Origin of the sequence: Anaerococcus sp. HMSC065G05 (genome assembly GCF_001812365.1) — a bacterium.
Lineage (GTDB): Bacteria > Bacillota > Clostridia > Tissierellales > Peptoniphilaceae > Anaerococcus > Anaerococcus vaginalis.
Map to the genome: position 1 here is coordinate 131,284 of NZ_KV808688.1, position 25,294 is coordinate 156,577.

Sequence of the window (25,294 nt, forward strand, 5' to 3'; positions counted from 1 at the left end):
TATGCAAAATATACTTGCTTTAATTTATAGTTCAGAATTTGATGAAAAAAATTATGATACACTTTGTAAATATAGACCTGATTATATGCTACCTTTTGGTTGTAGGTATAGGGTTATAGATTTTACTTTATCTAATATAACAAATCACAATATATCAAGCGTTATTTTATATGGTGGAGAACCTCTAAGATCAACTCTTGATCATGTAGGAGATGGAAGAAATTGGGAATTAAATAGAAGAAGCGGTGGTTTGATGATTAATCCGCCAGTATATTTAAGGTCAAGACTTGCTAATGAAATAGAAACCTACTACAACACGATGAAACATTTTATGAAAAATAAACGTGAATATGTTTATATAACAAATCCAATGTATATTTCTAAGGTAAATATTTCAGATGCTTATGAAAAAATGCAAGATGAAAATTTAGATGCTTTAATTTTTACTCAAAAAAAGAATGATGAGTATGGTTATTATTTAAATAGAAGAATTATTAATACTGACGAAAATGAAAATCCAGTTAGTGTTGGAATTAATCTTGGACTTGAAGAAGAAATAAATTTATTTACGGGTTCAATATTGATTAAAAAAGATATATTTATGGATCTTCTTAGATATTCAATTGAAAAAAATAATGCTACAAATGTACTCGATGCTTTATTCAAATATCCAAAGAAAAAATCAATTGGTCTTTATAAATCAAAAGAAAGTTTGAGTGTTATTATGGATACTTTGACATACTTTGAAGCTAGTTTCAATTTGTTAGATAGGGACTTTTTTGATGAAATTTTCTATGAACAAGGAATGGTCTATACAAAAAGCAAAGACGAGCCTTCAACTGAATATTTAAAAGGTTCAAAAGTAAGAAATTCTTTGGTAGCAAATGGAGCTATAATTGAAGGAGAAATTGAAAATTCTATTATTTTTAGAGGAGTTACAGTTAAAAAAGGTGCAGTAATCAAAAATTCTATTATTTTCCAAAATTCTGAGATAGGCGAAGGTGCGATTTTAAATCATGTAATAACTGATAAAGACACAAAAGTTTTTGAAGATGTTAAATTATTTGGAAACAGAACCCATCCTTACTTAACAGATAAGGGAGAACACATTAACTAAGGGGTGTAAGATGAAAGTATTATTTTTAACAAGTGAAGCTGATCCTTTTATAAAAACAGGTGGTCTTGCAGATGTAGCAGGTTCTCTGCCAAAAGAACTTGCAAAAAAAGGTATCGATATAGGAGTTGTTATGCCTTTGTATTCAAGTATTGATGATATTTATAGAAAAAAGATGAAAAAAATAAAAGAATTTTATGTAGATCTTGATTGGAAACATCAATACGCTGGAATTTTTAGCCTAAAATGGGAAGGTGTTACATTTTATTTTATAGATAATCTTGAATATTTTGACAGACCAAACGCATACGGCTATGACGATGATGCTGAAAGATTTATATTTTTCTCAAAAGCTGCTACCTTATTAGGAAAAGAAATTGATTTTAAACCAGATATAATTCATGCTAATGATTGGCACACAGCTTTGGTAAATATTTATGTAAATGATTTTAGAAAAGGCGATCACTATTTTGATGATATAAGAACTTTATTTACTATTCATAACTTAAAATATCAAGGAGTTTTTGATTCGGGATATTTAACTTTAACAGGTCTTGATGGATATTATTTCAATGAACATGATTTAAAATATTTTGATGCCATTAATTTTATGAAAGGCGGAATCGTTCATTCAACAGCTTTTAATACTGTAAGTGAAAATTATGCTCAAGAAATTAAATATCCATTTTACGGCGAAGGTCTTGATGGAATAATTAGAGAATATCAAAATAAACTTTCAGGAATTGTAAATGGAATAGATTATGATTTGTGGAATCCAAAAACTGATAAAAATATTTTTAAAAATTATGATGTAAAATCTTTGGAAAATAAAATAGAAAATAAGATGAAATTACAAGAAGAATATGGACTTCCAGTTAATAAAGATGTGCCAATGATTGCAATTTGTTCAAGGCTTACATCAATGAAAGGATTTGATCTTGTAAGATATATATTGGATGAATTATTACAAGAAGATATTCAATTGGTTGTATTGGGCACAGGAGATTATACTTACGAAGAAATGTTTAAGTATTTTGAGTGGAAATATCCTGACAAGGTTGCTGCAAGAATTTATTATGATGGAAAAGAAAGTCATAAATTATATGCGGCTAGCGATTTATATATGATGCCATCAATATCAGAGCCTTGTGGAATTAGTCAATTAATTGCTATGAGATATGGGTCTTTACCAATTGTAAGAGAAGCTGGTGGTTTAAAAGATACAGTAAAACCTTACAATAAATATACTGGAGAAGGTAGTGGATTCTCATTTGAAAATATAAATGCTCACGAATTACTTTTTGCAAGCAAAAATGCAATTGATTTATACAAAAATAATAGAAAAGCTTTCGATAAACTTGTAGTTAATGCAATGAAAGAGAAAAATGATTGGGAAGAATCTTCTAAAAAATATATAAAATTATACGAAGATATTAAGGCATAGAATGGAAAAAAATAATAATAATTTTATCTTAAAAAGAATACAAAATTTTTTGTATTCTTTTTATGCTAAAGAAACAGATGATGCGAGATTAAGTGAAATTTATGATGGGCTTGTAAAAGCTTTGATGCAAGATATAGGAAAAAATTGGACAAAGTCAAAAAAAATTTTTAAAAATAAAGAAGTTTACTTACTATCTTTTGAATATAATCCAGGAAAATTTATTGAAAGCGCTATTGAATCCTTAGACTATACTGATGAAGTTAATAAGTGTCTTGATAGTTTAAATATTTCTATGGAAGATTTGGTTAATTATGAAAAAGAAGCAAGTCTTGGAAATAGCGATATAGGTATTGGCTCTTGGTATTTGATGAAAGAATTAAGTAAAAATAAAATAAAATCAATGGCCTATGCTTTAAGATATGAAAGCGGGGGAATGAAACAGGAAATAAGAGAAGGTAGACAATTTGTAAATCCTAACGAGTGGTTATATAGGGGAAATAAATGGGAACATAAAAAAGATTTCTCTTATATATTAAATATTCAAAATAAACAAGTCAAAGCTGTTGCTTATGATATGCCAATTTTTAATAATGAAAATAATTTTGTTAATAGTTTAAGATTATGGAAATCTGAATCTATAAATAAAATAGATTACTTAAATTTAAAAAGTGGAGATTTAAAAAGTGCTTACGATGATTATATAAATAACAATTCTCTTACTCAATTTTTGTACTTAGATAATTCGACCTATGAAGGAAAAATTTTTAGGCTAAAACAAGAATATTTTTATTGTGTATCTTCTATTCAAGATATTTTTAGGAGATATTTTAAAAGGAATTTTGAAATAAAAAATATCAAAAATAAGGTCAAAATTGTCCTTGCAGACATACATCCTTCCTTGGCAATAGTAGAATTTATTAGAAGTTTGCACCAAGGTTATAATTTAGAAATCGGAGAATGTGTAGATATTTCTAGAAAAGTTTTCGATCATATTGGGTTTTTGGTTACTCCAGATTCTAGGGAGAGCTATGATATTTCAATGATAAAATCAATCGATGATTCTTTTTTTGATATAGTAATAAAATTAAATGACTATGCGAAAATAAATTTTAATTTACCAATAATTGAAAATAACCAATTGCAATATGATAGGTTAAATTATATTTTTGCTGAAAAATATTTTTATTTGTCAAAAACAATTGTTGAAAATTATAAGGATAAGTCAAATAATTTTTCACATTTAAATTTTGGGATTGATAGGTATTTGTACGCAAAGTCAAACAATAAAAATTTAAAAAAGTTGCTTGAAAATTATGATATTAATATTAGTGATAAAAATAGCCTAGAAAAATTGGAAAAATTAAAAAATAATTTGGATTTTTATGATGAAGTTGAAGATGTTAAATACAAAAATAAACTTCAATTAATTGAATATTTTAAAATAAATGAAACTGAGCCGATAAATCCATATTCTATATTTGATATGCAACTTACTATGTTTCATGAGGCAAAAAGACAACTTCTTAGTGCAATATGTATAGCAAGCATGTATTATAAGTTGAAAGATAATTCAAATATTTTAATTCCACCAACAACTTATATATTTTCTGGAAAAGCCAGTGATGGATATTTTATGGCAAAAGAGATAATAAAATTCATTTTGGCATTAAAATATATGTTGGATAAAGACAAGCTAATCAAAGAAAAATTAAAAATAATTTTTATTGAAGATTTAAATGTTGAAAAACTTAGGAAAATTTATCCTGCTTGTGATATTTACAGCAATTTAACTCTTCCTTTATACGATAATCAAAGTTTTCATATGCTAAATTCTATTTTTAATTTTTCAAATATTATTTCAGCAAAGGGTGGAATACTTACAAATATTCAAAAAGAAAATAAAATTTATACTTTTGCAGATGACTACAAAAAAATCGAAAATATTAAAGAAGAAAATTCATATAATGCTCGCGAATTCTATTATAAAAATGATATAATCAAAACAACGATTGATAACTTAATCAATGAAGATTATAGTAATTTGCCTTATAATTTTAAAAATATATATGATTATTTAATTTCATATAATGATTCATTTTTTATTTTCAAAGATCATGAACAACTATTGGAAAAAAGACTTGAAATGGGCATGGATTACCTAGATAAGAAAAAATGGATTGATAAGGAAATTGATAATATTTTGTGGGCGAATGAATTTAATCTTGATAAAAATTTTGAAAAATTGAAATAGGAAATATGATATATAATTACGAAGAAATTAAGGATATAAAATTAGGAGCAATATATACAAAAAAATATACAGAATTTAGAGTTTTTGCTCCAAATAGAAAAAAAATAGATTTATTAATAACAGATGATTATAGAAAAATAAGAAAAGAAAAATTTTCTATGGTCAAAACAAAATTTGATATATTTTATTGTAAAATTGATAAAGATTTGGATGGATTTTTTTACTCATATTTGGTTGAGGATAAATACGAAGTAACAGATCCTTACTCAAAGGCGTCATCTATCAATAGCTTGATGTCAGCTGTAGTTGATTTTGAAAAGACAAATCCAAAAAACTTTAAAAAATTTGCCCCGAAAATTTGTGAAAATAAGGCAATAATTTATGAATTGAATGTAAAAGATTATACTGCAAATAAAAATTCAAATGTAAAATACAGGGGAAAATTTCTTGGACTTTGTGAGAAAAATTCAAAATTTAAAGACCATACAACCGGATTAAGCCATTTAAAAGAAATGAATGTTACTCACATTCAACTTCTACCAGTTTATGATTTTATTTCTACTTTCGAAGAAAATGAGAAATTTTTTGATGATGATAATTATAATTGGGGCTATGATCCAGAATTGTATTTTAATGTTGAAGGATCTTATTCTACAAATCCATACAAAATAAAAAGAAGAATCTATGAATTTAAAGAAATGGTAAATAAAATTCATGAAAATGGAATGAATGTTGTAATGGATGTTGTATATAATCATACATTTAAAACTATAGATTCAAATTTGGAAATTTTAGCACCAAATTATTATCATAGAAAAAACCAATATGGAAATTTTTCTAATGGTTCGGGAGTTGGAAATGAGCTTGCAAGTGAAAAAGCTTTTGTAAGAAAATTAATTATAGATTCCTTGAAACATTGGGTAAGTGAATATGATATTGATGGATTTAGATTTGATTTGATGGCTTTGATTGATATTGATACAATAAAAATCGCAATTAAAGAATTAAAAAAAATAAAACCCTACATAATTATTTATGGAGAGCCTTGGATGGGAGGAGAATCAGTTTTACCTCTTGAAAAACAAATTCTTGCAGGAAGTCAAAAATCTAATGGCTTTGCAGTTTTTAATGATAGATTTAGAAATGCAATTAGGGGAGATAATGATGGATATTCAAAAGGATTTATCCAAGGAAATTTTACATTAAAAAATGAAATTGAAATAGGAATTAGCGGAAGTATTAATTTTGATGAAAAAAGAATTGGATTTGCAGATGATGCAAGCGAAGTTATAAATTATTTTGCATGTCATGATAATCTCATATATTACGATAAGTTAAAAATTTCTTTAACAAATCATGAAAATATTGATTCTATATCAAGACTTGGATTTGCAATTTTGTTTTTATCATTTGGCAAGCCATTTATATATGAAGGAACTGAATTTAATAATTCAAAATCAAATAACAGCAATTCATATAATTCGAGCCTTGATATAAATGGAATAAATTGGCAAGATAAAATTGATAATTTGGAAACTTTTACTTATGTAAAAGAGCTTATTGAATTGAGAAAAAAATTAGAAGTTTTTGACTTATATAAAAGTGAAGATATAAAAAAAGTTTTAACTTTTGTTGATGGACTAGAAGATTTCTTGGTTGCTTATAAAATAAATTTTAAAAATAAAAAAATTTATTTTGTATTTAATGCCTTAAAAAATGATTATGAACTTGATGATATAACAAGAAATAAAATATTTAATGAGCAAAGAGAACTTGTTAAAATATTTGATAAAAAGGGTAAAATTAATAAAAGATTAAATGTTTCTGATATAAAAAAAATCAGTAAATATTCTGTAAATGTATATGTAGGAGGAGAAGATTATGGATTATAAAAAAGTTTATGAATCTTGGTTAAATAATGAATTTTTTGACCAAGACACAAGAGATGAATTAAAAAATATTGAAAATGATGAGAATGAAATTGAAGATAGATTTTATCAAGAATTGGCATTTGGAACAGCAGGGCTAAGAGGGAAATTAGGCGCTGGAACAAATAGAATGAACCAATATACAGTTGCCAAAGCAAGCCAAGCCTTTGCCGATACAATATCAGATATGGGCGAAGACGCAAAAAAAAGAGGAGTTACAATTTGTTATGACGTTAGACACAAATCTGATGAATTTTCAAAAATAACAGCTGAAGTTTTTGCTGCAAACGGAATTAAAGTAAATATTTTCAAAGAAATTCAACCAACACCAGTTTGTTCATACGCTATAAGAAAATTAAAATCTATAGCTGGAGTAATGGTGACAGCAAGCCACAACCCAAGAGAATATAATGGATACAAGGCTTATGGTTCGGATGGAAGTCAAATTCTTGAAGATATTGCAGTACAAATTCAAAATTATATGAAAGAATATGATGATTATTCAAAAATAAAAAGAATTGATTTTGATAAAGCGATGGATGAAGGATTAATTTCATGGATTGATGATTCATTAATAGAAGATTATGTAAAAGAAGTTTTGGCTTGTACAATTAACGATGACGTAGACAAGAAAGTAAAAATTGTTTACACTCCATTAAATGGTTGTGGAAATAAATTGGTAAGAAGAATACTTAATGAAAGAGGATTTGAAAATATTTATATAGTAAAAGAACAAGAAAATCCAGATCCTGATTTTACAACAGTAGGTTATCCAAATCCAGAAGATCCAAAAGCATTTAAATTATCAGAAAAATTAGGAGAAGAAAAAGAAGCAGATTTGTTGCTTGCAACAGATCCAGACTCAGATAGATGTGCAGTTGAAGTTAAAGATGAAAAAGGAAACTATCAATTTTTAACAGGAAATCAAATTGGATCATTGCTTACAAATTATATTTTGACAGCCCTAGATGAAAATAATGAATTGCCAGAAGACGGAGCAGTTGTAAAAACTATTGTATCTACAGATTTAATTAAACCAATTGCAAAAAGCTATGGGGTTGAAGTCTTTGAAGTTTTGACAGGATTTAAAAATATTTATGAAGTAGCAAATGAATTCGAAAGAAAAGGCAAAGGCGAATTTATTTTTGGATTTGAAGAAAGTATAGGATATAATTACAAAACATTTGTCAGAGATAAGGATGCAGTAAATTCTGCTATGCTTATTAGCGAAATGACAGCTTATTATAAAGATAAAGGTAAAACTTTGTTAGATGTATTGGATGATATATATGATAAATTTGGATATTATTCAAACGAAGTTCAATCAATAGTTCTTGAAGGACTTGATGGAGCAAATAAAATTAAAAGAATAATGGAGACAATAAGAAACAATCCAATTGAAGAAGTAATAGGACTTAAAGTTAAAAACATTGTTGATTACTTAAATGATGATACAGGATTGTCAAAATCAAATGTATTAAAATATTATCTAGAAGATGACTCATGGTTTGTATTAAGACCATCAGGAACAGAGCCAAAAATTAAATTATACCTAAATGTAATAGAAAAAAGTAAAAAAGAGTCAGAAATTAAAAAAGATAAATTGAAAGATGAAGTAAATAAAATAATTGATAAAATTGATTAGAAATTAAGTGCCAAGAAAAACCACTTGGCACTTAATTTTTTATTTAAATTAATTGCATATATATATAAATATTAATATTGAAACAGATTTTATTTATTAATATATCTGCCTATATTAGTATCATCAACTCTTTTGTCTAACATATAATCAATAGAATCATAAATTTCATGACATATATCTTCTTCCCATGTATAAAAATTTATTACAAAATAACTACCATTCTCCATTTCTAATTTTATAAAATACTTTTTAAATAAAATAAGTCTACAAAGAAAATATACGGATATAAAAAATAATATAGCATTATTGAGCTTGATAAAAGCAAAAAAGAATAGAAGTAATAATAATATATGACGTTTATTACTTTTATAATGCATAATATAGGCATCGTATATTCTATCAACTCTGATTTTTCCATAGGAATTATTATTTCCAAATAATTTAGTATCATTATAATATATTACATCTTCATATACTTGAATATGTCTTTGTGCAGAAAATGGTAATGGTAAACTTTCAAAATTAAATTCTCTTATGATATTATTATGCTCAGAACTCATTATTTTATCTCCTTATATAATTTTATTGTATTAAATTTTCATTATTTAAATATTTCAATTTTATTATTTTCATTATAATATATATATATATATATATTGTCAAAAAATTATCGTGGGTTTAAACTTGATTTTAACACAAATTTATCTAAGGCTTTTATATTAGATATTTTTAATAAGGATATTTTAAAGAATTTTAAATTTCTGATAAAATAAGTAAACAGGAAGTAAGGAGGTTTTATGGATCAATTTTTTAACTTTATAGATAAAGTATTTTCTATTCAAGTTTTTGGAAATTTAACTTTATATCAATTATTATCAACAATTTTAAAATATGTATTTGTTGTTATTGTTTTGTACTTTATCTATTCAATTATTAGAATAATATATTATGATGTTAGATATGCTATTAAAAAAGAGCAAATATCTGATACATATTTACAATTCATAAATCAAAATCAAGAACACAAATTTAAAGTACAAGAATATTATTATATTGGCGACAATAATACTATTGGAAGAGATGATAAAAATACTATTTGCATAAAAGACAAATTTTTATCAAGTTTTCATGCGAGAATTATTTTAGACCAAGGTATTTATTTTTTGGAAGATATGAACTCTTCTAATGGAACTTTTTTAAATGATGAAAGAATTAATGAAGCGATAGAATTAAAAAACAAGGATATTATTAAATTTGGAGAACTTAAATTCTTATTTATAAACGGTGATGAAGATGATTAAAAATGAAAATATAAATATCACCAGGCAAAGACAATATAAAAATTCTGCTTTATTTCTTTTATTTGTATTTGAATTTTTAAGTTTAAGTTTGTCAATGATTTACAATGCTAAACATTTACAAAGCAGAGATTTCTATTCCTATTTAACAATACTAATTACAACAATATTATCTACAGTTTTGGCTAATAAATTTACAAGAAGCGATAGTATTTTATTACTTATTGTAAATATGTTGTTTTCAATTGGCGTTGCTATGATTTATAGGCTAGATCCTGCTTTAGGGAAAAAGCAATTGTTGTTTTATATAATTGGTGTGGTTGTATTTTTTATTACCTATTTTATATTGCCAAAAATAAAAAATTGGGATGATTACATTATTTTTTATTTTGTAATTTCTATAGTTTTATTTATGGCAACTTTGGTATTTGGTTTTGCATCTGGTGGTGCGAAAAACTGGATTGTAATTGGTCCTATTACCATACAACCATCAGAATTTATTAAAATTCCTTTTATATTTTTTGTGGCAAGCTTTTATACAAATTACAATAAATATACAAAAAAAGCATTTGGTAAGTATTATTTGAATATTGGAATTTACTTTTTTATTTTGATGTTTTTTATTCAAAAAGAATTGGGAACAGCTTTAATATTTTTTGGAACAATGATTTTGACACAATTTGTTTATGAAAGAGATAGAAAGCTTATTCTTTTGAACGTAATATTTACAATTTTGGGAGCTATACTTGCATATTTTTTATTTTCTCATATTAGAGTTAGGGTACAAACATGGCTTGATCCATGGTCTGTTATTGACGATAAGGGTTACCAAATTACTCAATCATTATTTGCTCTTGCAAGTGGTGGATTGTTTGGTACAGGAATAGGCTTGGGTAGACCTGATTATATTCCAGTTGCAGAAAGTGATTTTATTTTTCCTGCAATTTGTGAAGAATATGGGATTTTTATGGGAATTGCAGTAGTTTTATTGTTCTTGATTTTAGTTTATAGGGCAATAAAAATTGCTCTTCAACAAGAAAATAAATTCTTTTCAATACTTGCTTTTGGTATAGGGGGGCTTTTTGCGCTTCAAACCTTGATAATTTTAGGTGGAGTTTTAAAACTTATTCCATTAACAGGTGTTACTCTTCCATTTATTTCTGCAGGAGGCTCCTCAATGGTATCAGGTTTTATTTTATTAGCCTGCCTACAATATTGTGGTCAAAAAATAGAAAATGGTGATGATAATGAAAAAGAAGAAAGATAAAGAAAAGCCATTTATTCAAAAAATCTTAGATATGGAAAAAAAACAAAGATTAAAAGACGAAGATAACAAACATATATTAGAAAAATCAACTATGAATAAAAGATTAATATATGTTATGATGCTTTTTATTCTTTTGTTTTTATCTATAGTTTTATATTTGGTATATTTTCAATTATTTAAAGCTCAAACTCTAGCTGATAACAGTCATAATAAAAGAAATTGGGTAAATGAAAATGTAATTAAAAGAGGAAATATCTACGATAGAAATGGAAATCTTTTAGTATATAACGAAAAAGATGATAATGGAAATAGTATAAGAGTTTATAAAAATGGGAAAATAAATTCGGCTTTTACTGGATATAATTCAATTAAGTATGGAAAAAGTGGTTTAGAAAAAACTTACAATAAGGAATTATTAGATATTTCAGACCAACCAACATCAAAAATAAGAGATATGGTTGAAAAATCTGGAGTAGGAAATAATTTAAATTTAACAATTGACCAAACAATTCAAAAAATAGCCTACGAAAGTTTGGGAGATCATATTGGCTCTATTGTCGTTATGGATCCAAGAAATGGAGAAGTTTTGGCAATGGTTTCAAAACCATCTTATGATCCAAACAGCCTAGACCAAGATTGGGATATGTTAATTCAAAACACAAATGCACCTTTGCTTAATAGATCCAGTCAAGGAATTTATAGACCTGGTTCTTCAATGAAGATTGTTACTGCTAATGCAATATTAGAGAGTAAATTAAATACTCATTATAACGATACAGGAAAAGTTAAAATTCAAGGCTATGATATAGAAAATTATGGTGGATATTCTTACGGGAATTTAAATTTAAGATCAGCATTTTTAAATTCTGTTAATACTTATTTTGCATCAAAAACAGATGAATTAGGTAAAGATTTTTATAAACAAATAGCTGAAAAATATATGTTCAATAAGGATTATAAGTTCGATATAGAAAAAATTAATTCTAAAATCCCATTTGATGATTTAAATCAGGTTGATTTAGCTATGACAGGATTTGGATATGGTAAGACAAAAGTTACTCCACTTCATATGGCAATGATTGCATCTACAATTGCTAATAATGGAAAAATGATGCAACCAAGACTTGTAAAAAATGTCGTAAACAAAGATGGAAAAATAATAAAAGAAAGTGAAAGTAAAGTTATATCAGATGTTACAAGTGTAGAAAATTCTAATTATATTAGAGATTTTATGGTTGATGTTGTAAATAGAGGAACGGGAACAAATGCATACACCAGAACTGTACAAATAGCAGGAAAAACTGGAACGGCTGATAAAAAAAATGGAGCAACAGATGCTTGGTTTGTTGGATTTGCTCCAGCTTATCAACCTAAATTAGCCTTTGCTATTGTTATCGAAGATTCTGATGATACAGCAGGAATTACAGCTGCTCCAATTGCAGGAGAGTTAATTACAAGTATTGTAAATAATGTCAATCTAAATTAAAATAATTAAAAAATGCTTTGGTATAAAAAACTTCCAAAGCATTTTTATTGTGAATATATAATTATAATAAAAAATTACAAAAGCTTATTTTTTATATTAGACCAATAATGGTTTTTATTTAAAATAAGCTTTTTTAGTTCCTTATTAGAAATTCTTGTGCTTATTTTAAAACTATTTGTCTTATATTCTTTGCCATCAAACAAAAAAACTGTGTGATAATTATCTCTTTTGCTTACGTTAATTTCGATTTCAGCATTTTTCGGCAAAATTATTGGTGCTTTTAATGACCTATTTAAACTTGAAAAAATAGGAGCGATTGGTGTAAGTTGAAAGCCCTCAAGAGATTGGTGCAAAATTGCACCGTTTGATGATAAGTTATAAGCTGTTGAACCATGAGGAGTAGATATTATTAGACCATCTCCTGAAAAATTTTCTATAAAATTTCCGTCAATGAAAAGCCTAAGCCTTACTATTTGATTTCTGTTGCTTTTTACTACAACCTCATTTACAGCATTAATTTTATTATTACCAATATTTGATTCGAGAATTGCAAGTTTTTCCATATAATAATTTTTTTCAGATAATCTTCTTACAAAATCTTCAATATTATCAGGATTTACTTCTTGATAGAAACCTAAATGACCTGTGTTTATACCTATAAAAGGAATTTGAGAGAATTTTGAAAGCTTTACAGCGTTTAAAAATGTTCCATCTCCACCAATAACAAGGTTTAAGCAAGCGTTTGGATCATAGTTATTGGAAATTTCATATCCAAAATCTTTTAATATTGCTCTAGTTTTATTATAAATATTTTTAGTATATCTAGATTTATTTTTGAAAATATTAATCGTTTTATTCATTGTTACTTACCTTTCTTAAGATATAATTAATTATAACATAAAAAAATTTTTGAGGAAAAAATGACATATATTGAATTTAAAACAGATAGAAAGATTAGTTTAAAAAAATTCTTGTTAGATAAGAATATTTCAAATAGGGCTTACAAAAAAATAATTAAAAATTCTATCTTGGTTAACGATAAAAAAATAGAAAAAAATATTAAATTAAATCCAGATGACAATATTAAAATAATTATTGAAGATGAAATTCTTAATTATGAGCCGATAAATAAAGAGCTTGAAATTTTATATGAAGATCAAGATATAATCGCTATAGACAAAGACGCAAATCTTACTGTAAATTCTAAAGGTCAAGAAAGTTTGGCAAATTATATTAGCTATTATTTTTTGAAAAATAATATAAAATCTCAAGTTAGATTTATAAATAGACTTGATATGAATACATCAGGAATTATTTTGATTGCAAAAAATCCTTATGCCCAAGCATATTACCAAAAATTAATAGAAAATAATGATTTTGATAAAGAATATTTGGCGCTTGTAGAAGGAAATTTAGAAATAGATAAAACAATTTTTTTGAAGATAAATTATGATGAAAATAATAAAAAAATGAAAATATCAGATGAAGGCTATGAAATAAAAACATATTTTAAAAATATAAAATTATACGATAAATTTTCCCTAATTTATTGCAAAATTTTTACAGGAAAAACACATCAAATTAGAATTTCCTTATCAAATTTAAATCATCCAATAATTGGAGATAAACTTTATGGTTCAAAATATAAATTGGATAGGTTTTTATTGCATTCATACAAAGTGAGTTTTATAAGATTTAGAGACGGAGAAAAAATAACGATATTATCACGACCAAAATTTGATAAATATTTAAATTCTAGTCTTTTAAGAGACAATAGCTAATTTGCAATTATGCTTTTCATGATATATAATAAAGGTATTCCAAGGGGCAAGGTCCAAATTTAAACCTACAACATTTATAAGGGATTGCGGAGTTTTGACTTTGATGGCAAGCCTCCTTTGAGTGGAAGTCAGATATTTCAAACAGCAAACCCACCTTCACTTACGCGAAGGTATTAAATAATAGGGCCGCCTTGGATTTTTTTATATTTTGTTGTTTTTATCCAATAGTGGGTATAAATTTATAAGAACGAAAATTTAAAAAATAAGGAGAGTTATTATGAGTATAGCTGATTATATTGAAAGTAAAGCACAAAGAAAACAAAGAGAAATTAAATATGAAATTTGGAAAATGAAAAATCACGATAGCAGAATGAGAGCTCAAGGAGCTTTGGTTGGAGCTGTTGCAGGAGTTGCTGCTGGTCTATTACTTGCACCAAAATCTGGTAAAAATTTAAGAAAAGATATAGTTAATTCTGTCGATAACACAATTAATCAAGTTAAAGATACAACAAATGATTTTGTAGAAAGTGCTAAAGAATCATACGTTGATTTTAAAGATAGAGCATATACAGAACTACAACCAATCGAAGAAGGCTTTGAAGAAGGAAAAAAAGTAGTTAAAGATACTTATGAAAAAACAAAAGCAAATCTAAAAGATAATGCAAAAGATGTTAAAGAAGAAGCTGAAAAATTAAAAGAAGATGCTAAAGACGTTAAAGATGCTGCAAAAGAAGGTGCAAAAGAAGCAAAAAAAGACGTTAAAGAAGGCAAAGAAGAAGTTAAAGAAGTAGCAGAAGATACTAAAAAGAAAGCTGGAGAAGTAAGAAGAGCAGAAGATAAAAAAAATAAGTAAGGGGTAGATAATGGTTACCATAAATTTAAGATTAATAGGAGATATTATCTTAGTATTAGTAGGCATAATCGCTATTGTATTTCTTGCTATGTTTTTGAAAAAAGCATCAGGTTTGGTTCAATCTATTCAAAAAATTGTTGACAAAAATGAAGATAATTTAGATAATGTAATAAATAAACTACCAAACTTGGTTGATCAAGCAAATATTTTAGTAGAAAATGTAAATGGATTAGTTTCTGATCCTAACCTAAAAATGGCTATATCCAATGCAAATCTAGCTATTTCTAATGTAAGTGATATAACTGTAGATATAAAAGATACAGTGAACTATTTTGGAGAAAGCGTAATAGATACAACTGATACATTTGGAGAAGGAATTGCTTCAATAAATGATTATGCGTCATTAATTATGGATGTGTTTGATATAGTTAGAAGCGTAATATCAGGAAGATAGGCCATCATTTGATGGCCTTTATTATTGTTTAATAATGAAAGGAGCATATATGGCACAACCTACAATTAAAGATGTAGCAAAACTTGCAGGTGTATCAATTTCCACTGTATCAAGAGTAATGAATGATTCAAAACCTGTTAGTCCTGAAGCAAGAAAAAAAGTACTGGATGCAATTAATAAATTGGATTTTAAACCTAACGAATTAGCAAGAAGTTTGGTTATGAAAAAATCTAATCTAATTGGTGTAATAGTTGAAGATATTGGAATTGAATATATGGCTCAACTAATTAGAGGCGTTGAAGAAATTGGTCACTTATATAAATACGATATAATTCTTTCAAGTACTTATGGAGATGATAATTCTCTAGAAAATGCGATAGACTTTTTGTCAACAAAACAAGTTGAAGGAATTGTAGTAATAAGTGAAGATATTTCTGCAGAAATTCTAGTTAAATTGAGAGATAATAAAATACCATTTTTATTATTAGATAAATTCCACGATTTCAAAAAAATAAATACTGTAAAAATAGATTATGAAAAAGAAGAATATGAATTAACAAAATACTTATATGAACAAGGGCATGAAAATATTGCTTACGTTACTTTAAAAGAACATAATTATTTAACTGATATAAAAATCAAAGGATATGAAAAATTTGTTAATGAAAATAATTTAAAATCTATTATTATAGAAGCTGATGGAAAAAATAGTGATGATGGGTATAATATTGGGGAAGAAGTTATATCTCAAGCTAAAAGTGAAAATGTAAGTGCTATAAGCTTTTATAACGATCAAACTGCGGTTGGATTTATTTCATATTGCTATGATAATAATATAAAAATTCCAGAAGATTATTCAGTAGCAGGATTTGGAAATTTTGAAATTTCTAGAGTATACAGACCAAAATTAACTACAGTTTCTATACCAAATTATGATATAGGAGCAATAGGAATAAGGGCTTTGATTAAAAGAATAAGAGGCGAAGAAGATATACTAGAAAATGATTGGGTTTTGGATGCTCAATTAATAGAAAGAGATAGTACAAAAAAGCATTAGTTGAATGTAACTTATTTAAATGTTAAAATAATAATATAATAATTTAGGAGGCAATTATGGCAGAAAGAAAAATTGTTGTAACTAACGAAACAGGTCTTCACGCAAGACCAGCAGCATCTTTGGTTCAATTTGTAAAAAATTACCCAGGTGATGTAAAATTAGTTAAAGATGGAAAAGAAGCTAACGCAAAAAGCATTTTCAATGTTATGAGTCTTGGGATCTCAAAAGGTACAGAAATTGGTATCATAGTTGAAGGCGAAGACGAAGAAGCATTTGCAGATAAATTAACTGATTTTATAGATAACTTATCAGAATAATTAATTAAGGGGTACATCAAGTACCCCTATATTTTTATAATAGAAAGGAAATTTAAGATATGTCTAATAAACTAAAAGGTATTATAGCTTCAAATGGAGTTGCTATTGCAAAGCTTTTTCTATTTAGTAAAGAAGAATTAGTTATTGATAAGTCAAATATTAGTGATCAAGATAAAGATTTACACGTTAAAAAAGTAGAAGATGCTATTAGTTCCTATTTCAACGACTTAGATTACAAAGAAAAAAATGAACAAAATGAAGAAGTTTTAAATATTGTTAGAGCTCATAAGGAATTATTACAAGATCCTTATTTTGTAGATACAATCAAAGAAAAAATTCAAAATGAAAATAAAAATGCTGAGCTTGCTACAAATGAAACAGTTGAGCAAATGGTAATGGTTATGTCAGCTCTAGAAGATGAATATTTAAAAGAAAGAGCTGATGACTACAAAGATATTGGATTTCAAGTTCTTTGCAAAATTAAAAATGTTGTACCTAAAGATTTGTCAAAATTAGATGAAGAATGCATTATTATTTCTAAGGAACTTACACCTTCTGATACATCAAATATGGATAAGGAAAAAGTTTTAGGATTTGCAACAGACCTTGGAGGAAAAACTTCTCACGTTTCAATAATTGCACAAAATTTAGATATTCCAGCACTTGTAGGTATGCAAGATGTTTCAAGTAAGATTAAAGGCGAACAGCTAGCAATAATTGATGGAAATCAAGGAATTTTAATTGTAAATCCTAGCGAAAAAGAAATAGAAGATTATAAAAATTTAATTGAAAAAGAAAAAGAAGAAAAACAAAGACTTGAAAAAGTTAAAAATTTAGAAGCTAAAACTTTGGATGGTAAAGTTTGTGAAGTTTCTGCAAATATTGGAAATATTGAAGATTTAAAAGTAGCAATTGAACATGGTTGCGATGGGGTTGGTTTATTTAGAACAGAATTTTTATATATGGAAAATGATCATTTCCCAACAGAAGAAGAACAATATGAAGTTTACAAAGAAGCTACACAAATGCTTGGAGAAAAACCTTTGGTTGTAAGAACTTTAGATATAGGTGGAGATAAGGGACTTGATTATTATGATTTCCCAAAAGAAGAAAATCCATTCTTAGGTTACAGAGCAATTAGATTCTGCTTAGACCACCAAGATATTTTTAAAGACCAATTAAGAGCTTTACTAAGAGCATCAGCCTATGGAAATTTAAAAATAATGCTTCCTTTTGTAATTTCAACTGATGAAATAAAACAAACTAGACTAATACTTGAAGAATTGAAAAAAGACCTTGATAAAGAGGGAATTGCTTATAATAAAGACATAGATTTAGGAATTATGGTTGAAACATCAGCTTCAATTATTATGGCAGATAAATTAATAAAATATTCTGATTTCTTTTCAATAGGAACAAATGACCTTACCCAATACACCTTAGCTTGTGACAGGGGAAATGAAAATATTTCAGATATTTATAACAATTTCAATCCTGCAGTAATTAGATCTATTAAACATGTTATTGATGAAAGTCACAAAGATGGAAAATGGACTGGAATGTGTGGACAATTTGCCTCAGATACAAAGGCAACAAAACTATTGTTAGGACTTGGATTAGACGAATTTTCAGGCTCAGCTTCAAAACTTCCAAAAGTTAAAGATATTATTTTAAATTCTAATTTTAAAGAAGAAGAAAAATTCGCCTTAACTATTTTAGATTTAGAAGATGTTAAAGATGTTGAGGAGTCAATAGAAAAACATAATTAATGGATAAAAAAATGAATGATAAATCTCTAGATATTATTAAAAGAACCAAATTTTTTACAGATAAAATTAAAAATATATCTTCAATTGAAGACATTTCATCTAATAAAATTAGAGTGATTTCAAATGAAAAATCTTATGTTTTGGGTTTGTATTCAATGGATGATTTTGATAAATTAAAAAAAGAAGAAATTATTAATAATTATCTAAAAAGTATAGATTTATTAGATACTTTGGATTTATTTGAAATAGGAATAATGCCAGATATTAACAAATCTTACAAAATATTTGAGTACAGGGATGAAATTTCCTTGGGAGATTATTTAGATAAGCTTAAAAAAGATGAAATATATAATATTGGTATAAAATTTGGTAAAATTCTAAAAAATATTCATATCAAAAAAATTGATGAGTATGATGGATTTGATTGGTATAAAAATGTAGATACAAAAGTCAATTTCTTACTTTATAGGCATGGGTTAAATAAGATTAATGATAATAACGATTATATTTTGATTGATTATTTGACCTCAAATAAATATATATGCAAAAATACTGCATTTAATTCTTTGTATCAAAATATAAGTGAAAAAAATATTAGGATATTTGATGATGGAGAAATTGATATTAGAGGCTTAAAAGAAATTAAAATTGGAGATGGAGTTAGTGATTTTGTAAATATAAATAAAATTGCTATAAAATATCCTGAATTTGCAAAAGGAGTTCTTGATTCTTATCATAACGATGAAGTGATTTCAAGAAAATTTTATAGGCTATTAAGTTTCTACCAAGTTTATTATATTCTAGAATCTTTGGTTGATATTAGAGATAAAAAAGAACCATATTTAAATGAGCAAGAAATTGAAGCGATTTTAAATATGTATGATAATTTTTCAGAAATCATTCCTACATGGGCAAAATAAATTTTATAAAGAGGCTAAGAAAGTAAATTTTTTTAGCCTTTTATTTTTTTGTAAATTAAAATCAAATTTTGATTTATTGTAGAAAATTAAAAAATATGATAAAATTTATATAAATATTTACAAAAGGGAAAGATAGTATGGTAAAAAATTTTAAAAAAGTTTTTAATATTGGATTTAATTCAATATTATTAGCATTCGGCTTATATTTTTTTTTAGTTCAACATAATATTGCCCCAGGTGGTGTTACTGGAATTTCTTTAATTATGGCAAAACTTTTTGATTTTTTCACGGTTGGACAATGGTATTTAATTTTAAATATAATTTTATTTATTATGGCTTTTTTACTTATGGGAAAAGATTTTGGAAAAAAGACGGTCTTGTCTGCATCAATAATTTCTTTGGCTATAATGTTTTTTGAAAGATATTTTCCCCAAACAATTTTAACTGATGATTTGATAATAAACGTATTCTTTGGTGCAGGAATTGTATCTTATTCTTTAAGTTGTATTTTTTTTAATGATGCATCTTCTGGAGGAACAGATATAATTGCTGCAATCATAAATAAATATTTTAATATGACGGTAGCAAAATCTTTATTTATGATTGACTCTCTTGTAGTTTTGATGGCGGTCAAAGAATTTGGTGTAGAAACTGCTTTGTATGCGGTTTTATCTGTTATTATTCAGTCATTTGGTTTTAATTATTTCATACAAGGACTAGGAAGAAAAATTGCCATTACTGTTATTAGTGATTATAGTGATGAAATTAATAAAATGATTTTGGGTAAATATAGAAGAGGAGTAAGCCTTTACAAAGCAGAGGGAGGTTTTTCTCATAAAGAAAGAAATATAATACTAACTGTAGTTCCTTTTAGAAAATACATACCTATTAGAGATGATATATTAAAAATTGACAAAAACGCATTTGTTTTTACTCATGCTATATCAGAAGTATTAGGAGAAGGATTTACATATCAAGTTTTTGAATAAATGGGAGTGATTTAAATTAAAAATTTAAAAATAAAAAGATTTAATAAAAATAAGGCATACATACAAACAAAGTATGGCGATGCTGTAATTGACAAAAATGAAGTAAAAGAATATAAACAAGGCGACGAAATAAAGGCATATATTTATTTTGACAAGAATAATACTTTAAGAGCAAGCATAAATCTTGATATTGAAAGTGGAAAAATATATAGTTTAAAGTGTATAGATGTCAAAAAAATGGAGCATATTTTTTATACCAAGATAAAATAAAATTATTAATGCCAGCTAGTGAGAGAACATATAAGGTTATTAAAGATATGACTTATCCAGTTGGACTTATCATAGATGATCAAAATATGCCTATTCTTACAAGCAAAATTAGGGATATGTTATCGTTTGACCATAATTTTAAAGAAAATGATATTGTTGAAGGAAGAATTTATTCTATAAATAAACATATAGGAGCTTTCATTGCGATTAATAATCAATTTGACTCGTTAATAAGAATTAAAGAATTAAATGGAGTTCATATTGAGGGAGAACTTTTAAAATTAAGAGTCAAAGAAGTTAGAGAAGATGGAAAAATTGAATTATCTAATAGAAAAAGATCTTATCTTGAAATAGATGATGATTGTCAAAAAATTTTAGATTATTTGGAAGAAAATAATGGTTTCTTAAATTTGGGAGATAAGTCATCTCCTGATAAGATTTATAAAATATTTGGATTTTCAAAATCTGCCTATAAAAGAGCTATAGGTAGACTTTATAAAGATAAATATATTAAGATTTATCCAAAAAAAATACAATTATTGGAGAGGTAAAATGACAGAAAAAAATAACGATATATTAGCAGAAGTAAATGGTAAAAAAATTAGTCAAAAAGAAGTTGTAAGCTTTATTACACAAATGCAAGGTGGACAACAATTTTTGAATCCACAAGGAATTCATCAAATTACAGACGAATTAGTTAATCAAGAATTAATGTATATAGATGCATTAGAAAATAAACTAGACGAAGATGAAGAATTTACTAAAGAGTTAGAAATAACAAAGGAAAATATGCTCAAAAATTATGCAATGCACAAATTATTTGAAAGCATAGAAGTAAGCGACGAAGAAATTAAAAATTATTATGATAACAATAAAGAAGTAGTAAAAAAACCAAAATCTTACAGAGCAAGTCATATTTTAGTAGATGATGAAGAAAGTGCCAAAAATATTTTAAATGAAATAAATGATGGTTTAAGTTTTGAAGATGCTGCTAATAAATATTCAAAAGATAATGGCTCAAAAAATGGAGATTTGGGAGAATTTCCAAAAGGAACTATGGTTAAAGAATTTGAAGAAGCCCTTGATAAACTAGGAGAGGGAGAAATTTCAAAACCAGTAAAGACACAATTCGGTTATCATATAATAAAATTAGACCATACACATGATGAGTATTTACCAGAATTTGATGAAATAAAAGATAGAATTTACGATACACTTTTGATGATAAAAAGACAAGAAAAATATTTAGAAAAAACAAGAAAAATCAAAGAGAAGGTAGAAGTTAAAAAATATTACTAAGAAGGAAATTTTATGGAAAAGTCGAATTATTCCAATAAGCTAAGGGCAATTGCAAAAGATTTAAGTGAATATATTAAAGTAATCGATGATAAAAAATCACTTATAAAATTTGTTTTGTCAAAAGCTAAGGAAAGAAAATTAGTTATACTTTTAATAAACGATTGTTATTATATAAAAAATGAAAATTCGAAAGCTGTTTTACACCTAAATATTAGTGATAAAATAAACCAATCATCTTTTATTAAAATTAAGGAAGATGAAGATTTTTCATTTGAAACAAATTTAAATCCAACTGAAATAAGCGGGATTTTATCGATAACAATGCTACTTGAAGAAGGTATAAATAATTTTGATATTTTATTAACAAATAATTATATAAATGATTATAATAAAGATTTTTCTGTTTTAAGATCCGTTATAAGATCAAAAAATATTATTAATTTAAATTTAAATGAATCTGATTGCATAGCAGAAAGTTTTGCTTCACATACGATTAGTACAGTTGGAATTCCTATAAATAGGAAAGAAATTGACGAAGAAAGCTTCTTAGAAAATAATTTGATTTATAGAATAAGTCTTAAAAATATAGCTGGCGATAATTTTTCGAATGATTTCAACAATGTTTTCAAAAATACAATAAAAATGTTGATGACTTTTATCAGAAAAATAAAATCAAAAGTTGATTTAGATGTAATAAATATTGAAGGCGGTGGCAAGCACGACAAAACACCATCTTATTGTTTTGTAGACTTAGTTTGTAAAAATGAATTCGAAAATGATTTATTGGATGTATTTTATTTATTTGAAAGCGAATATTTAACTGCAAATTTAAAAATTGAACCAAATTTAAAATTTGAAATAAAAAAGATAGATAAATTAAAATTTTATCCAATGACTCAAGAATCGTACAATCACATAGCTTCTTTCGTTGAATTATCATTAAATGGAACATTTGCTGTAGATAGTAATACAAAAACCACAATCTCTTCTTCGGTTTTAACAAAAATAAGAACTTCAAGTTATAAATTAAATGCTGTTATGATTTTTAGATCCTTATCTGAGGAAAGTTTAAGTAGAATGTTAGAACAAACTAAGCTTGCTAGTGATATTAATGGGGGAGAATTTACAAATAGGTTATCAATTCCATCATGGCAAAACAAAGAAAATGATCTGGCTCTTATATTTAAAGATACATACGATTATTTATATAAGAGCAATTTAGAGATAATAAAAACACAATATTCTTTAGACTGCAACCTGATTTTTTATAAATTTAATGTTAATATGATATCAATTGGGGTAAAATATAAACAAGTGGATATGATAAATTCTGCTTGTGATTTTAAAGATATTTTAAAAACTTTTTCTTTAATTAAGGAAGTTTTACTTAAACTAAATAAAAATTTGGAGTGAAGATGTCAAAAAAATTAGAAATTCATAATCATGAAATTGAGTTTGAAAAAAATGAAGGAAAAGCAATAATTGAATTGCAATTGGACGAGAATACAAGACAATGTTATTTAATTGATATATTTTCTGTAGATGGCGTTGATTATATAGCCTTAGTTGATTCTGAAAACAGCGAACTTATTATTCTCTTGTATGAATTAGAGGATGAAGAAAGCGGAGAAATCAAATTAAATTCTTTAGAAGATGAAGATAAACTTGATGAAATATATCATTTATTTTCACATTATTGGGATTACGATACAATTGATGAGATTGTAAGTGAATACGAAAGTGATTTAGAAGATAGTGATTTAAATGAATAGGGATTTACCATATTTTCCTATATCAGAATATTACAAATTAGAATATGGACAAAAGGTATATAAACTACCTGTAAAATTATCTTTATCTTGTCCAAACAGGGATGGAGAAAAAAGTACAAAAGGATGTATTTTTTGCTCGGAAAGTGGGGGAAGTTTTGAAAACTTACCTTCATTTTTGACAGTCGATAGGCAATTAGAAATAAATAAAAATTATATAGGTAGTAGATATAAAGCAAAAAAGTTCATAGCTTATTTTCAAAACTTTTCAAATACTTATGTAGAGTTCGAAAAATTCAAAAATATTATTGAAGCTTGCAACAAAGAATATATTGTAGCTATATCAATATCAACTAGAAGTGATTGTATAACTTATAAAAAATTAGATTTTTTAAGTGATTTTTCAAAAAAAACAGGGATTGATATAATCATAGAATTGGGTTTACAAACTGCAAATTATAAAACTCTAAAGATTCTTAATAGATGTGAAGATTTAGCTGACTTTATAAAAGCTTGCAATATGATAAATGAATATGGATTTAGGATTTGTACTCATGTTATCTTATCACTTCCTTGGGATGATGATGAAGATATAATTGAAACTGCTAGGATTATTAATGTACTTAGAGTAAAAGAGGTTAAAATTCATTCCTTGTTTGTAATAAAAAATACAAAACTTGAAAAGATGTATCAAGACAATGAGTTTAAAATGCCCTCAAAAGAAGATTATCAAAAAAATGTTATTTTGTTTTTGAGATATATTAATAAGGATATAGCAATACAAAGACTTGTAGGAAGAGCACCTAAAGAAGATTCTGTTTTTTGTAATTGGAACTGTTCATGGTGGATGATTAGAGATGAAATTATAGATTATATGAACGAAAATAATATTTTTCAAGGCGATATGACTTGCCAAAAAGAATATAAAAAATTAAAGGGAGAGATGAAATGATTTATTTAGTATTAGGACCATCAGGAAGTGGAAAAACAAAATGGCTAATAGACCAAGCTAATGATGAAAAAGGTAAAGGAAACACAAATATAGTATTTGTTGATAGTGATAATGAACAAATTTATTCACTAGACCATTCTGTAAGACTAATTGATGCCTCAAACTTTTTTATAGATTCTGTAGAATCTTTTAGAGGATTTATAGCTGGAATATTAGCAAGAGATTATGATATTGGAAAAATTTATATTGATGGTATCTACGATATAATTGATATTAATAGTGAAAATATTGAGAAACTTTCAGATGACTTAACTAAACTTTCAAATGAATGTAATGTAGATGTTTATCTTGGCCTAGATTGTAAGTCAAGTGATATACCTGAATCTCTTGATGCAGAAATTCACGAAACAAAATTATTAGATTAAATTTAA

At 26.0% G+C, this 25,294-nt stretch carries 25 protein-coding genes and 1 other RNA gene; 24 read left to right on the forward strand and 2 right to left on the reverse strand.

Annotation, left to right across the window (positions count from 1 at the left end; genetic code table 11):
• Position 1: 1 nt before the first annotated feature.
• From glgD to HMPREF2852_RS01285, 5 genes are read left to right on the forward strand one after another with little or no spacing between them, the layout of a single operon-like run.
• Complete coding sequence (gene glgD, locus HMPREF2852_RS01265; RefSeq protein WP_070605375.1) at positions 2–1,117, forward strand: glucose-1-phosphate adenylyltransferase subunit GlgD; 1,116 nt, start codon at positions 2–4, stop codon at positions 1,115–1,117.
• A 10-nt stretch (positions 1,118–1,127) separates the two neighbouring features.
• Complete coding sequence (glgA, locus tag HMPREF2852_RS01270) at positions 1,128–2,558, forward strand: glycogen synthase GlgA (RefSeq protein WP_070605378.1); 1,431 nt, start codon at positions 1,128–1,130, stop codon at positions 2,556–2,558.
• Position 2,559: 1 nt separating this feature from the next.
• On the forward strand, positions 2,560–4,809 hold the full coding sequence (locus HMPREF2852_RS01275; RefSeq protein WP_070605381.1) for a glycogen/starch/alpha-glucan phosphorylase: 2,250 nt from the start codon (positions 2,560–2,562) through the stop codon (positions 4,807–4,809).
• Between the two features lie 5 nt (positions 4,810–4,814).
• Positions 4,815–6,701, forward strand: a complete 1,887-nt coding sequence (gene pulA / locus HMPREF2852_RS01280; RefSeq protein WP_070605384.1) for a type I pullulanase — start codon at positions 4,815–4,817, stop codon at positions 6,699–6,701.
• On the forward strand, positions 6,691–8,382 hold the full coding sequence (locus HMPREF2852_RS01285) for a phospho-sugar mutase (protein ID WP_070605387.1): 1,692 nt from the start codon (positions 6,691–6,693) through the stop codon (positions 8,380–8,382). Before pulA ends, HMPREF2852_RS01285 begins: the two co-directional genes overlap by 11 nt.
• An 89-nt stretch (positions 8,383–8,471) precedes the next feature.
• Here the strand turns inward: HMPREF2852_RS01285 and HMPREF2852_RS01290 are convergent, their stop codons facing one another.
• Positions 8,472–8,942, reverse strand: coding sequence for a hypothetical protein (locus HMPREF2852_RS01290; protein WP_004838731.1), 471 nt, complete (start codon positions 8,940–8,942; stop codon positions 8,472–8,474).
• Between the two features lie 237 nt (positions 8,943–9,179).
• On the opposite strand from HMPREF2852_RS01290, the gene HMPREF2852_RS01295 reads away from it, so the two are divergent.
• Genes HMPREF2852_RS01295 through HMPREF2852_RS01305 form a run of 3 tightly spaced genes read left to right on the forward strand, consistent with a single transcriptional unit; the run spans position 9,180 to position 12,433 of the window.
• On the forward strand, positions 9,180–9,683 hold the full coding sequence (locus HMPREF2852_RS01295; RefSeq protein ID WP_004838732.1) for an FHA domain-containing protein: 504 nt from the start codon (positions 9,180–9,182) through the stop codon (positions 9,681–9,683).
• The gene (locus HMPREF2852_RS01300) at positions 9,670–10,947 is read left to right on the forward strand and encodes an FtsW/RodA/SpoVE family cell cycle protein (protein ID WP_070605390.1); all 1,278 of its coding nucleotides are present in this window, start codon (positions 9,670–9,672) and stop codon (positions 10,945–10,947) included. Before HMPREF2852_RS01295 ends, HMPREF2852_RS01300 begins: the two co-directional genes overlap by 14 nt.
• Positions 10,928–12,433 carry a peptidoglycan D,D-transpeptidase FtsI family protein gene (locus HMPREF2852_RS01305; RefSeq protein WP_186821914.1) on the forward strand — a complete coding sequence of 502 codons (1,506 nt, stop codon included), beginning with the start codon at positions 10,928–10,930 and terminating at the stop codon, positions 12,431–12,433. The genes HMPREF2852_RS01300 and HMPREF2852_RS01305 overlap by 20 nt, the downstream gene beginning before the upstream one ends.
• Positions 12,434–12,507: 74 nt before the next feature.
• Here HMPREF2852_RS01305 and HMPREF2852_RS01310 read toward each other — a convergent pair whose 3' ends face one another.
• On the reverse strand, positions 12,508–13,293 hold the full coding sequence (locus HMPREF2852_RS01310; protein WP_004838735.1) for an NAD(+)/NADH kinase: 786 nt from the start codon (positions 13,291–13,293) through the stop codon (positions 12,508–12,510).
• A 60-nt stretch (positions 13,294–13,353) separates the two neighbouring features.
• Here HMPREF2852_RS01310 and HMPREF2852_RS01315 point away from each other — a divergent pair, with 60 nt between their 5' ends.
• The 16 genes from HMPREF2852_RS01315 to HMPREF2852_RS01385 all read left to right on the forward strand — a co-directional run bounded on the left by HMPREF2852_RS01315 (position 13,354) and on the right by HMPREF2852_RS01385 (position 25,288).
• On the forward strand, positions 13,354–14,214 hold the full coding sequence (locus HMPREF2852_RS01315; protein WP_070605396.1) for an RluA family pseudouridine synthase: 861 nt from the start codon (positions 13,354–13,356) through the stop codon (positions 14,212–14,214).
• A 33-nt stretch (positions 14,215–14,247) separates the two neighbouring features.
• A non-coding RNA gene (ssrS, locus tag HMPREF2852_RS01320) (6S RNA) lies at positions 14,248–14,416 on the forward strand.
• Between the two features lie 75 nt (positions 14,417–14,491).
• Entirely contained in the window at positions 14,492–15,067 is a 576-nt protein-coding gene (locus HMPREF2852_RS01325) for a YtxH domain-containing protein (RefSeq protein WP_004838737.1), read from the forward strand.
• 10 nt (positions 15,068–15,077) lie between these two features.
• A complete protein-coding gene (locus HMPREF2852_RS01330; protein ID WP_004838738.1) occupies positions 15,078–15,521 on the forward strand; it encodes a hypothetical protein in 444 nt (147 codons plus the stop codon).
• Between the two features lie 49 nt (positions 15,522–15,570).
• On the forward strand, positions 15,571–16,578 hold the full coding sequence (locus HMPREF2852_RS01335) for a LacI family DNA-binding transcriptional regulator (protein WP_039920481.1): 1,008 nt from the start codon (positions 15,571–15,573) through the stop codon (positions 16,576–16,578).
• Positions 16,579–16,634: 56 nt separating this feature from the next.
• Positions 16,635–16,895, forward strand: coding sequence for an HPr family phosphocarrier protein (locus tag HMPREF2852_RS01340; RefSeq protein WP_004838740.1), 261 nt, complete (start codon positions 16,635–16,637; stop codon positions 16,893–16,895).
• A 59-nt stretch (positions 16,896–16,954) separates the two neighbouring features.
• A complete protein-coding gene (ptsP, locus tag HMPREF2852_RS01345; protein ID WP_070605399.1) occupies positions 16,955–18,664 on the forward strand; it encodes a phosphoenolpyruvate--protein phosphotransferase in 1,710 nt (569 codons plus the stop codon).
• Complete coding sequence (locus HMPREF2852_RS01350; RefSeq protein ID WP_004838742.1) at positions 18,664–19,584, forward strand: hypothetical protein; 921 nt, start codon at positions 18,664–18,666, stop codon at positions 19,582–19,584. Before ptsP ends, HMPREF2852_RS01350 begins: the two co-directional genes overlap by 1 nt.
• A gap of 137 nt (positions 19,585–19,721) precedes the next feature.
• The gene (locus HMPREF2852_RS01355) at positions 19,722–20,573 is read left to right on the forward strand and encodes a YitT family protein (RefSeq protein ID WP_070605403.1); all 852 of its coding nucleotides are present in this window, start codon (positions 19,722–19,724) and stop codon (positions 20,571–20,573) included.
• 60 nt (positions 20,574–20,633) lie between these two features.
• Entirely contained in the window at positions 20,634–20,843 is a 210-nt protein-coding gene (locus HMPREF2852_RS09770; RefSeq protein ID WP_261667869.1) for a hypothetical protein, read from the forward strand.
• The gene (locus HMPREF2852_RS01360) at positions 20,792–21,394 is read left to right on the forward strand and encodes a S1 RNA-binding domain-containing protein (protein ID WP_261667847.1); all 603 of its coding nucleotides are present in this window, start codon (positions 20,792–20,794) and stop codon (positions 21,392–21,394) included. The genes HMPREF2852_RS09770 and HMPREF2852_RS01360 overlap by 52 nt, the downstream gene beginning before the upstream one ends.
• A gap of 1 nt (position 21,395) precedes the next feature.
• Positions 21,396–22,142 carry a peptidylprolyl isomerase gene (locus tag HMPREF2852_RS01365; protein ID WP_070605406.1) on the forward strand — a complete coding sequence of 249 codons (747 nt, stop codon included), beginning with the start codon at positions 21,396–21,398 and terminating at the stop codon, positions 22,140–22,142.
• Between the two features lie 12 nt (positions 22,143–22,154).
• Positions 22,155–23,555, forward strand: coding sequence for a zinc-binding metallopeptidase family protein (locus tag HMPREF2852_RS01370; protein WP_070605409.1), 1,401 nt, complete (start codon positions 22,155–22,157; stop codon positions 23,553–23,555).
• Between the two features lie 2 nt (positions 23,556–23,557).
• On the forward strand, positions 23,558–23,914 hold the full coding sequence (locus tag HMPREF2852_RS01375; RefSeq protein WP_070605411.1) for a DUF1292 domain-containing protein: 357 nt from the start codon (positions 23,558–23,560) through the stop codon (positions 23,912–23,914).
• Entirely contained in the window at positions 23,907–24,863 is a 957-nt protein-coding gene (locus tag HMPREF2852_RS01380) for a tRNA modification radical SAM protein MnmL/YtqA (protein ID WP_070605414.1), read from the forward strand. The genes HMPREF2852_RS01375 and HMPREF2852_RS01380 overlap by 8 nt, the downstream gene beginning before the upstream one ends.
• A complete protein-coding gene (locus tag HMPREF2852_RS01385) occupies positions 24,860–25,288 on the forward strand; it encodes a hypothetical protein (protein WP_004838749.1) in 429 nt (142 codons plus the stop codon). Before HMPREF2852_RS01380 ends, HMPREF2852_RS01385 begins: the two co-directional genes overlap by 4 nt.
• Positions 25,289–25,294 lie beyond the last annotated feature (6 nt).

Bases quoted from the DNA above. Each gene is read 5' to 3' on its own strand.
- glgD (WP_070605375.1), top strand. From the start codon at position 2: ATGCAAAATATACTTGCTTTAATTTATAGTTCAGAATTTGATGAAAAA.
- glgA (WP_070605378.1), top strand. From the start codon at position 1,128: ATGAAAGTATTATTTTTAACAAGTGAAGCTGATCCTTTTATAAAAACA.
- HMPREF2852_RS01275 (WP_070605381.1), top strand. From the start codon at position 2,560: ATGGAAAAAAATAATAATAATTTTATCTTAAAAAGAATACAAAATTTT.
- pulA (WP_070605384.1), top strand. From the start codon at position 4,815: ATGATATATAATTACGAAGAAATTAAGGATATAAAATTAGGAGCAATA.
- HMPREF2852_RS01285 (WP_070605387.1), top strand. From the start codon at position 6,691: ATGGATTATAAAAAAGTTTATGAATCTTGGTTAAATAATGAATTTTTT.
- HMPREF2852_RS01290 (WP_004838731.1), bottom strand. From the start codon at position 8,942: ATGAGTTCTGAGCATAATAATATCATAAGAGAATTTAATTTTGAAAGT.
- HMPREF2852_RS01295 (WP_004838732.1), top strand. From the start codon at position 9,180: ATGGATCAATTTTTTAACTTTATAGATAAAGTATTTTCTATTCAAGTT.
- HMPREF2852_RS01300 (WP_070605390.1), top strand. From the start codon at position 9,670: ATGAAGATGATTAAAAATGAAAATATAAATATCACCAGGCAAAGACAA.
- HMPREF2852_RS01305 (WP_186821914.1), top strand. From the start codon at position 10,928: ATGAAAAAGAAGAAAGATAAAGAAAAGCCATTTATTCAAAAAATCTTA.
- HMPREF2852_RS01310 (WP_004838735.1), bottom strand. From the start codon at position 13,293: ATGAATAAAACGATTAATATTTTCAAAAATAAATCTAGATATACTAAA.
- HMPREF2852_RS01315 (WP_070605396.1), top strand. From the start codon at position 13,354: ATGACATATATTGAATTTAAAACAGATAGAAAGATTAGTTTAAAAAAA.
- HMPREF2852_RS01325 (WP_004838737.1), top strand. From the start codon at position 14,492: ATGAGTATAGCTGATTATATTGAAAGTAAAGCACAAAGAAAACAAAGA.
- HMPREF2852_RS01330 (WP_004838738.1), top strand. From the start codon at position 15,078: ATGGTTACCATAAATTTAAGATTAATAGGAGATATTATCTTAGTATTA.
- HMPREF2852_RS01335 (WP_039920481.1), top strand. From the start codon at position 15,571: ATGGCACAACCTACAATTAAAGATGTAGCAAAACTTGCAGGTGTATCA.
- HMPREF2852_RS01340 (WP_004838740.1), top strand. From the start codon at position 16,635: ATGGCAGAAAGAAAAATTGTTGTAACTAACGAAACAGGTCTTCACGCA.
- ptsP (WP_070605399.1), top strand. From the start codon at position 16,955: ATGTCTAATAAACTAAAAGGTATTATAGCTTCAAATGGAGTTGCTATT.
- HMPREF2852_RS01350 (WP_004838742.1), top strand. From the start codon at position 18,664: ATGGATAAAAAAATGAATGATAAATCTCTAGATATTATTAAAAGAACC.
- HMPREF2852_RS01355 (WP_070605403.1), top strand. From the start codon at position 19,722: ATGGTAAAAAATTTTAAAAAAGTTTTTAATATTGGATTTAATTCAATA.
- HMPREF2852_RS01365 (WP_070605406.1), top strand. From the start codon at position 21,396: ATGACAGAAAAAAATAACGATATATTAGCAGAAGTAAATGGTAAAAAA.
- HMPREF2852_RS01370 (WP_070605409.1), top strand. From the start codon at position 22,155: ATGGAAAAGTCGAATTATTCCAATAAGCTAAGGGCAATTGCAAAAGAT.
- HMPREF2852_RS01375 (WP_070605411.1), top strand. From the start codon at position 23,558: ATGTCAAAAAAATTAGAAATTCATAATCATGAAATTGAGTTTGAAAAA.
- HMPREF2852_RS01380 (WP_070605414.1), top strand. From the start codon at position 23,907: ATGAATAGGGATTTACCATATTTTCCTATATCAGAATATTACAAATTA.
- HMPREF2852_RS01385 (WP_004838749.1), top strand. From the start codon at position 24,860: ATGATTTATTTAGTATTAGGACCATCAGGAAGTGGAAAAACAAAATGG.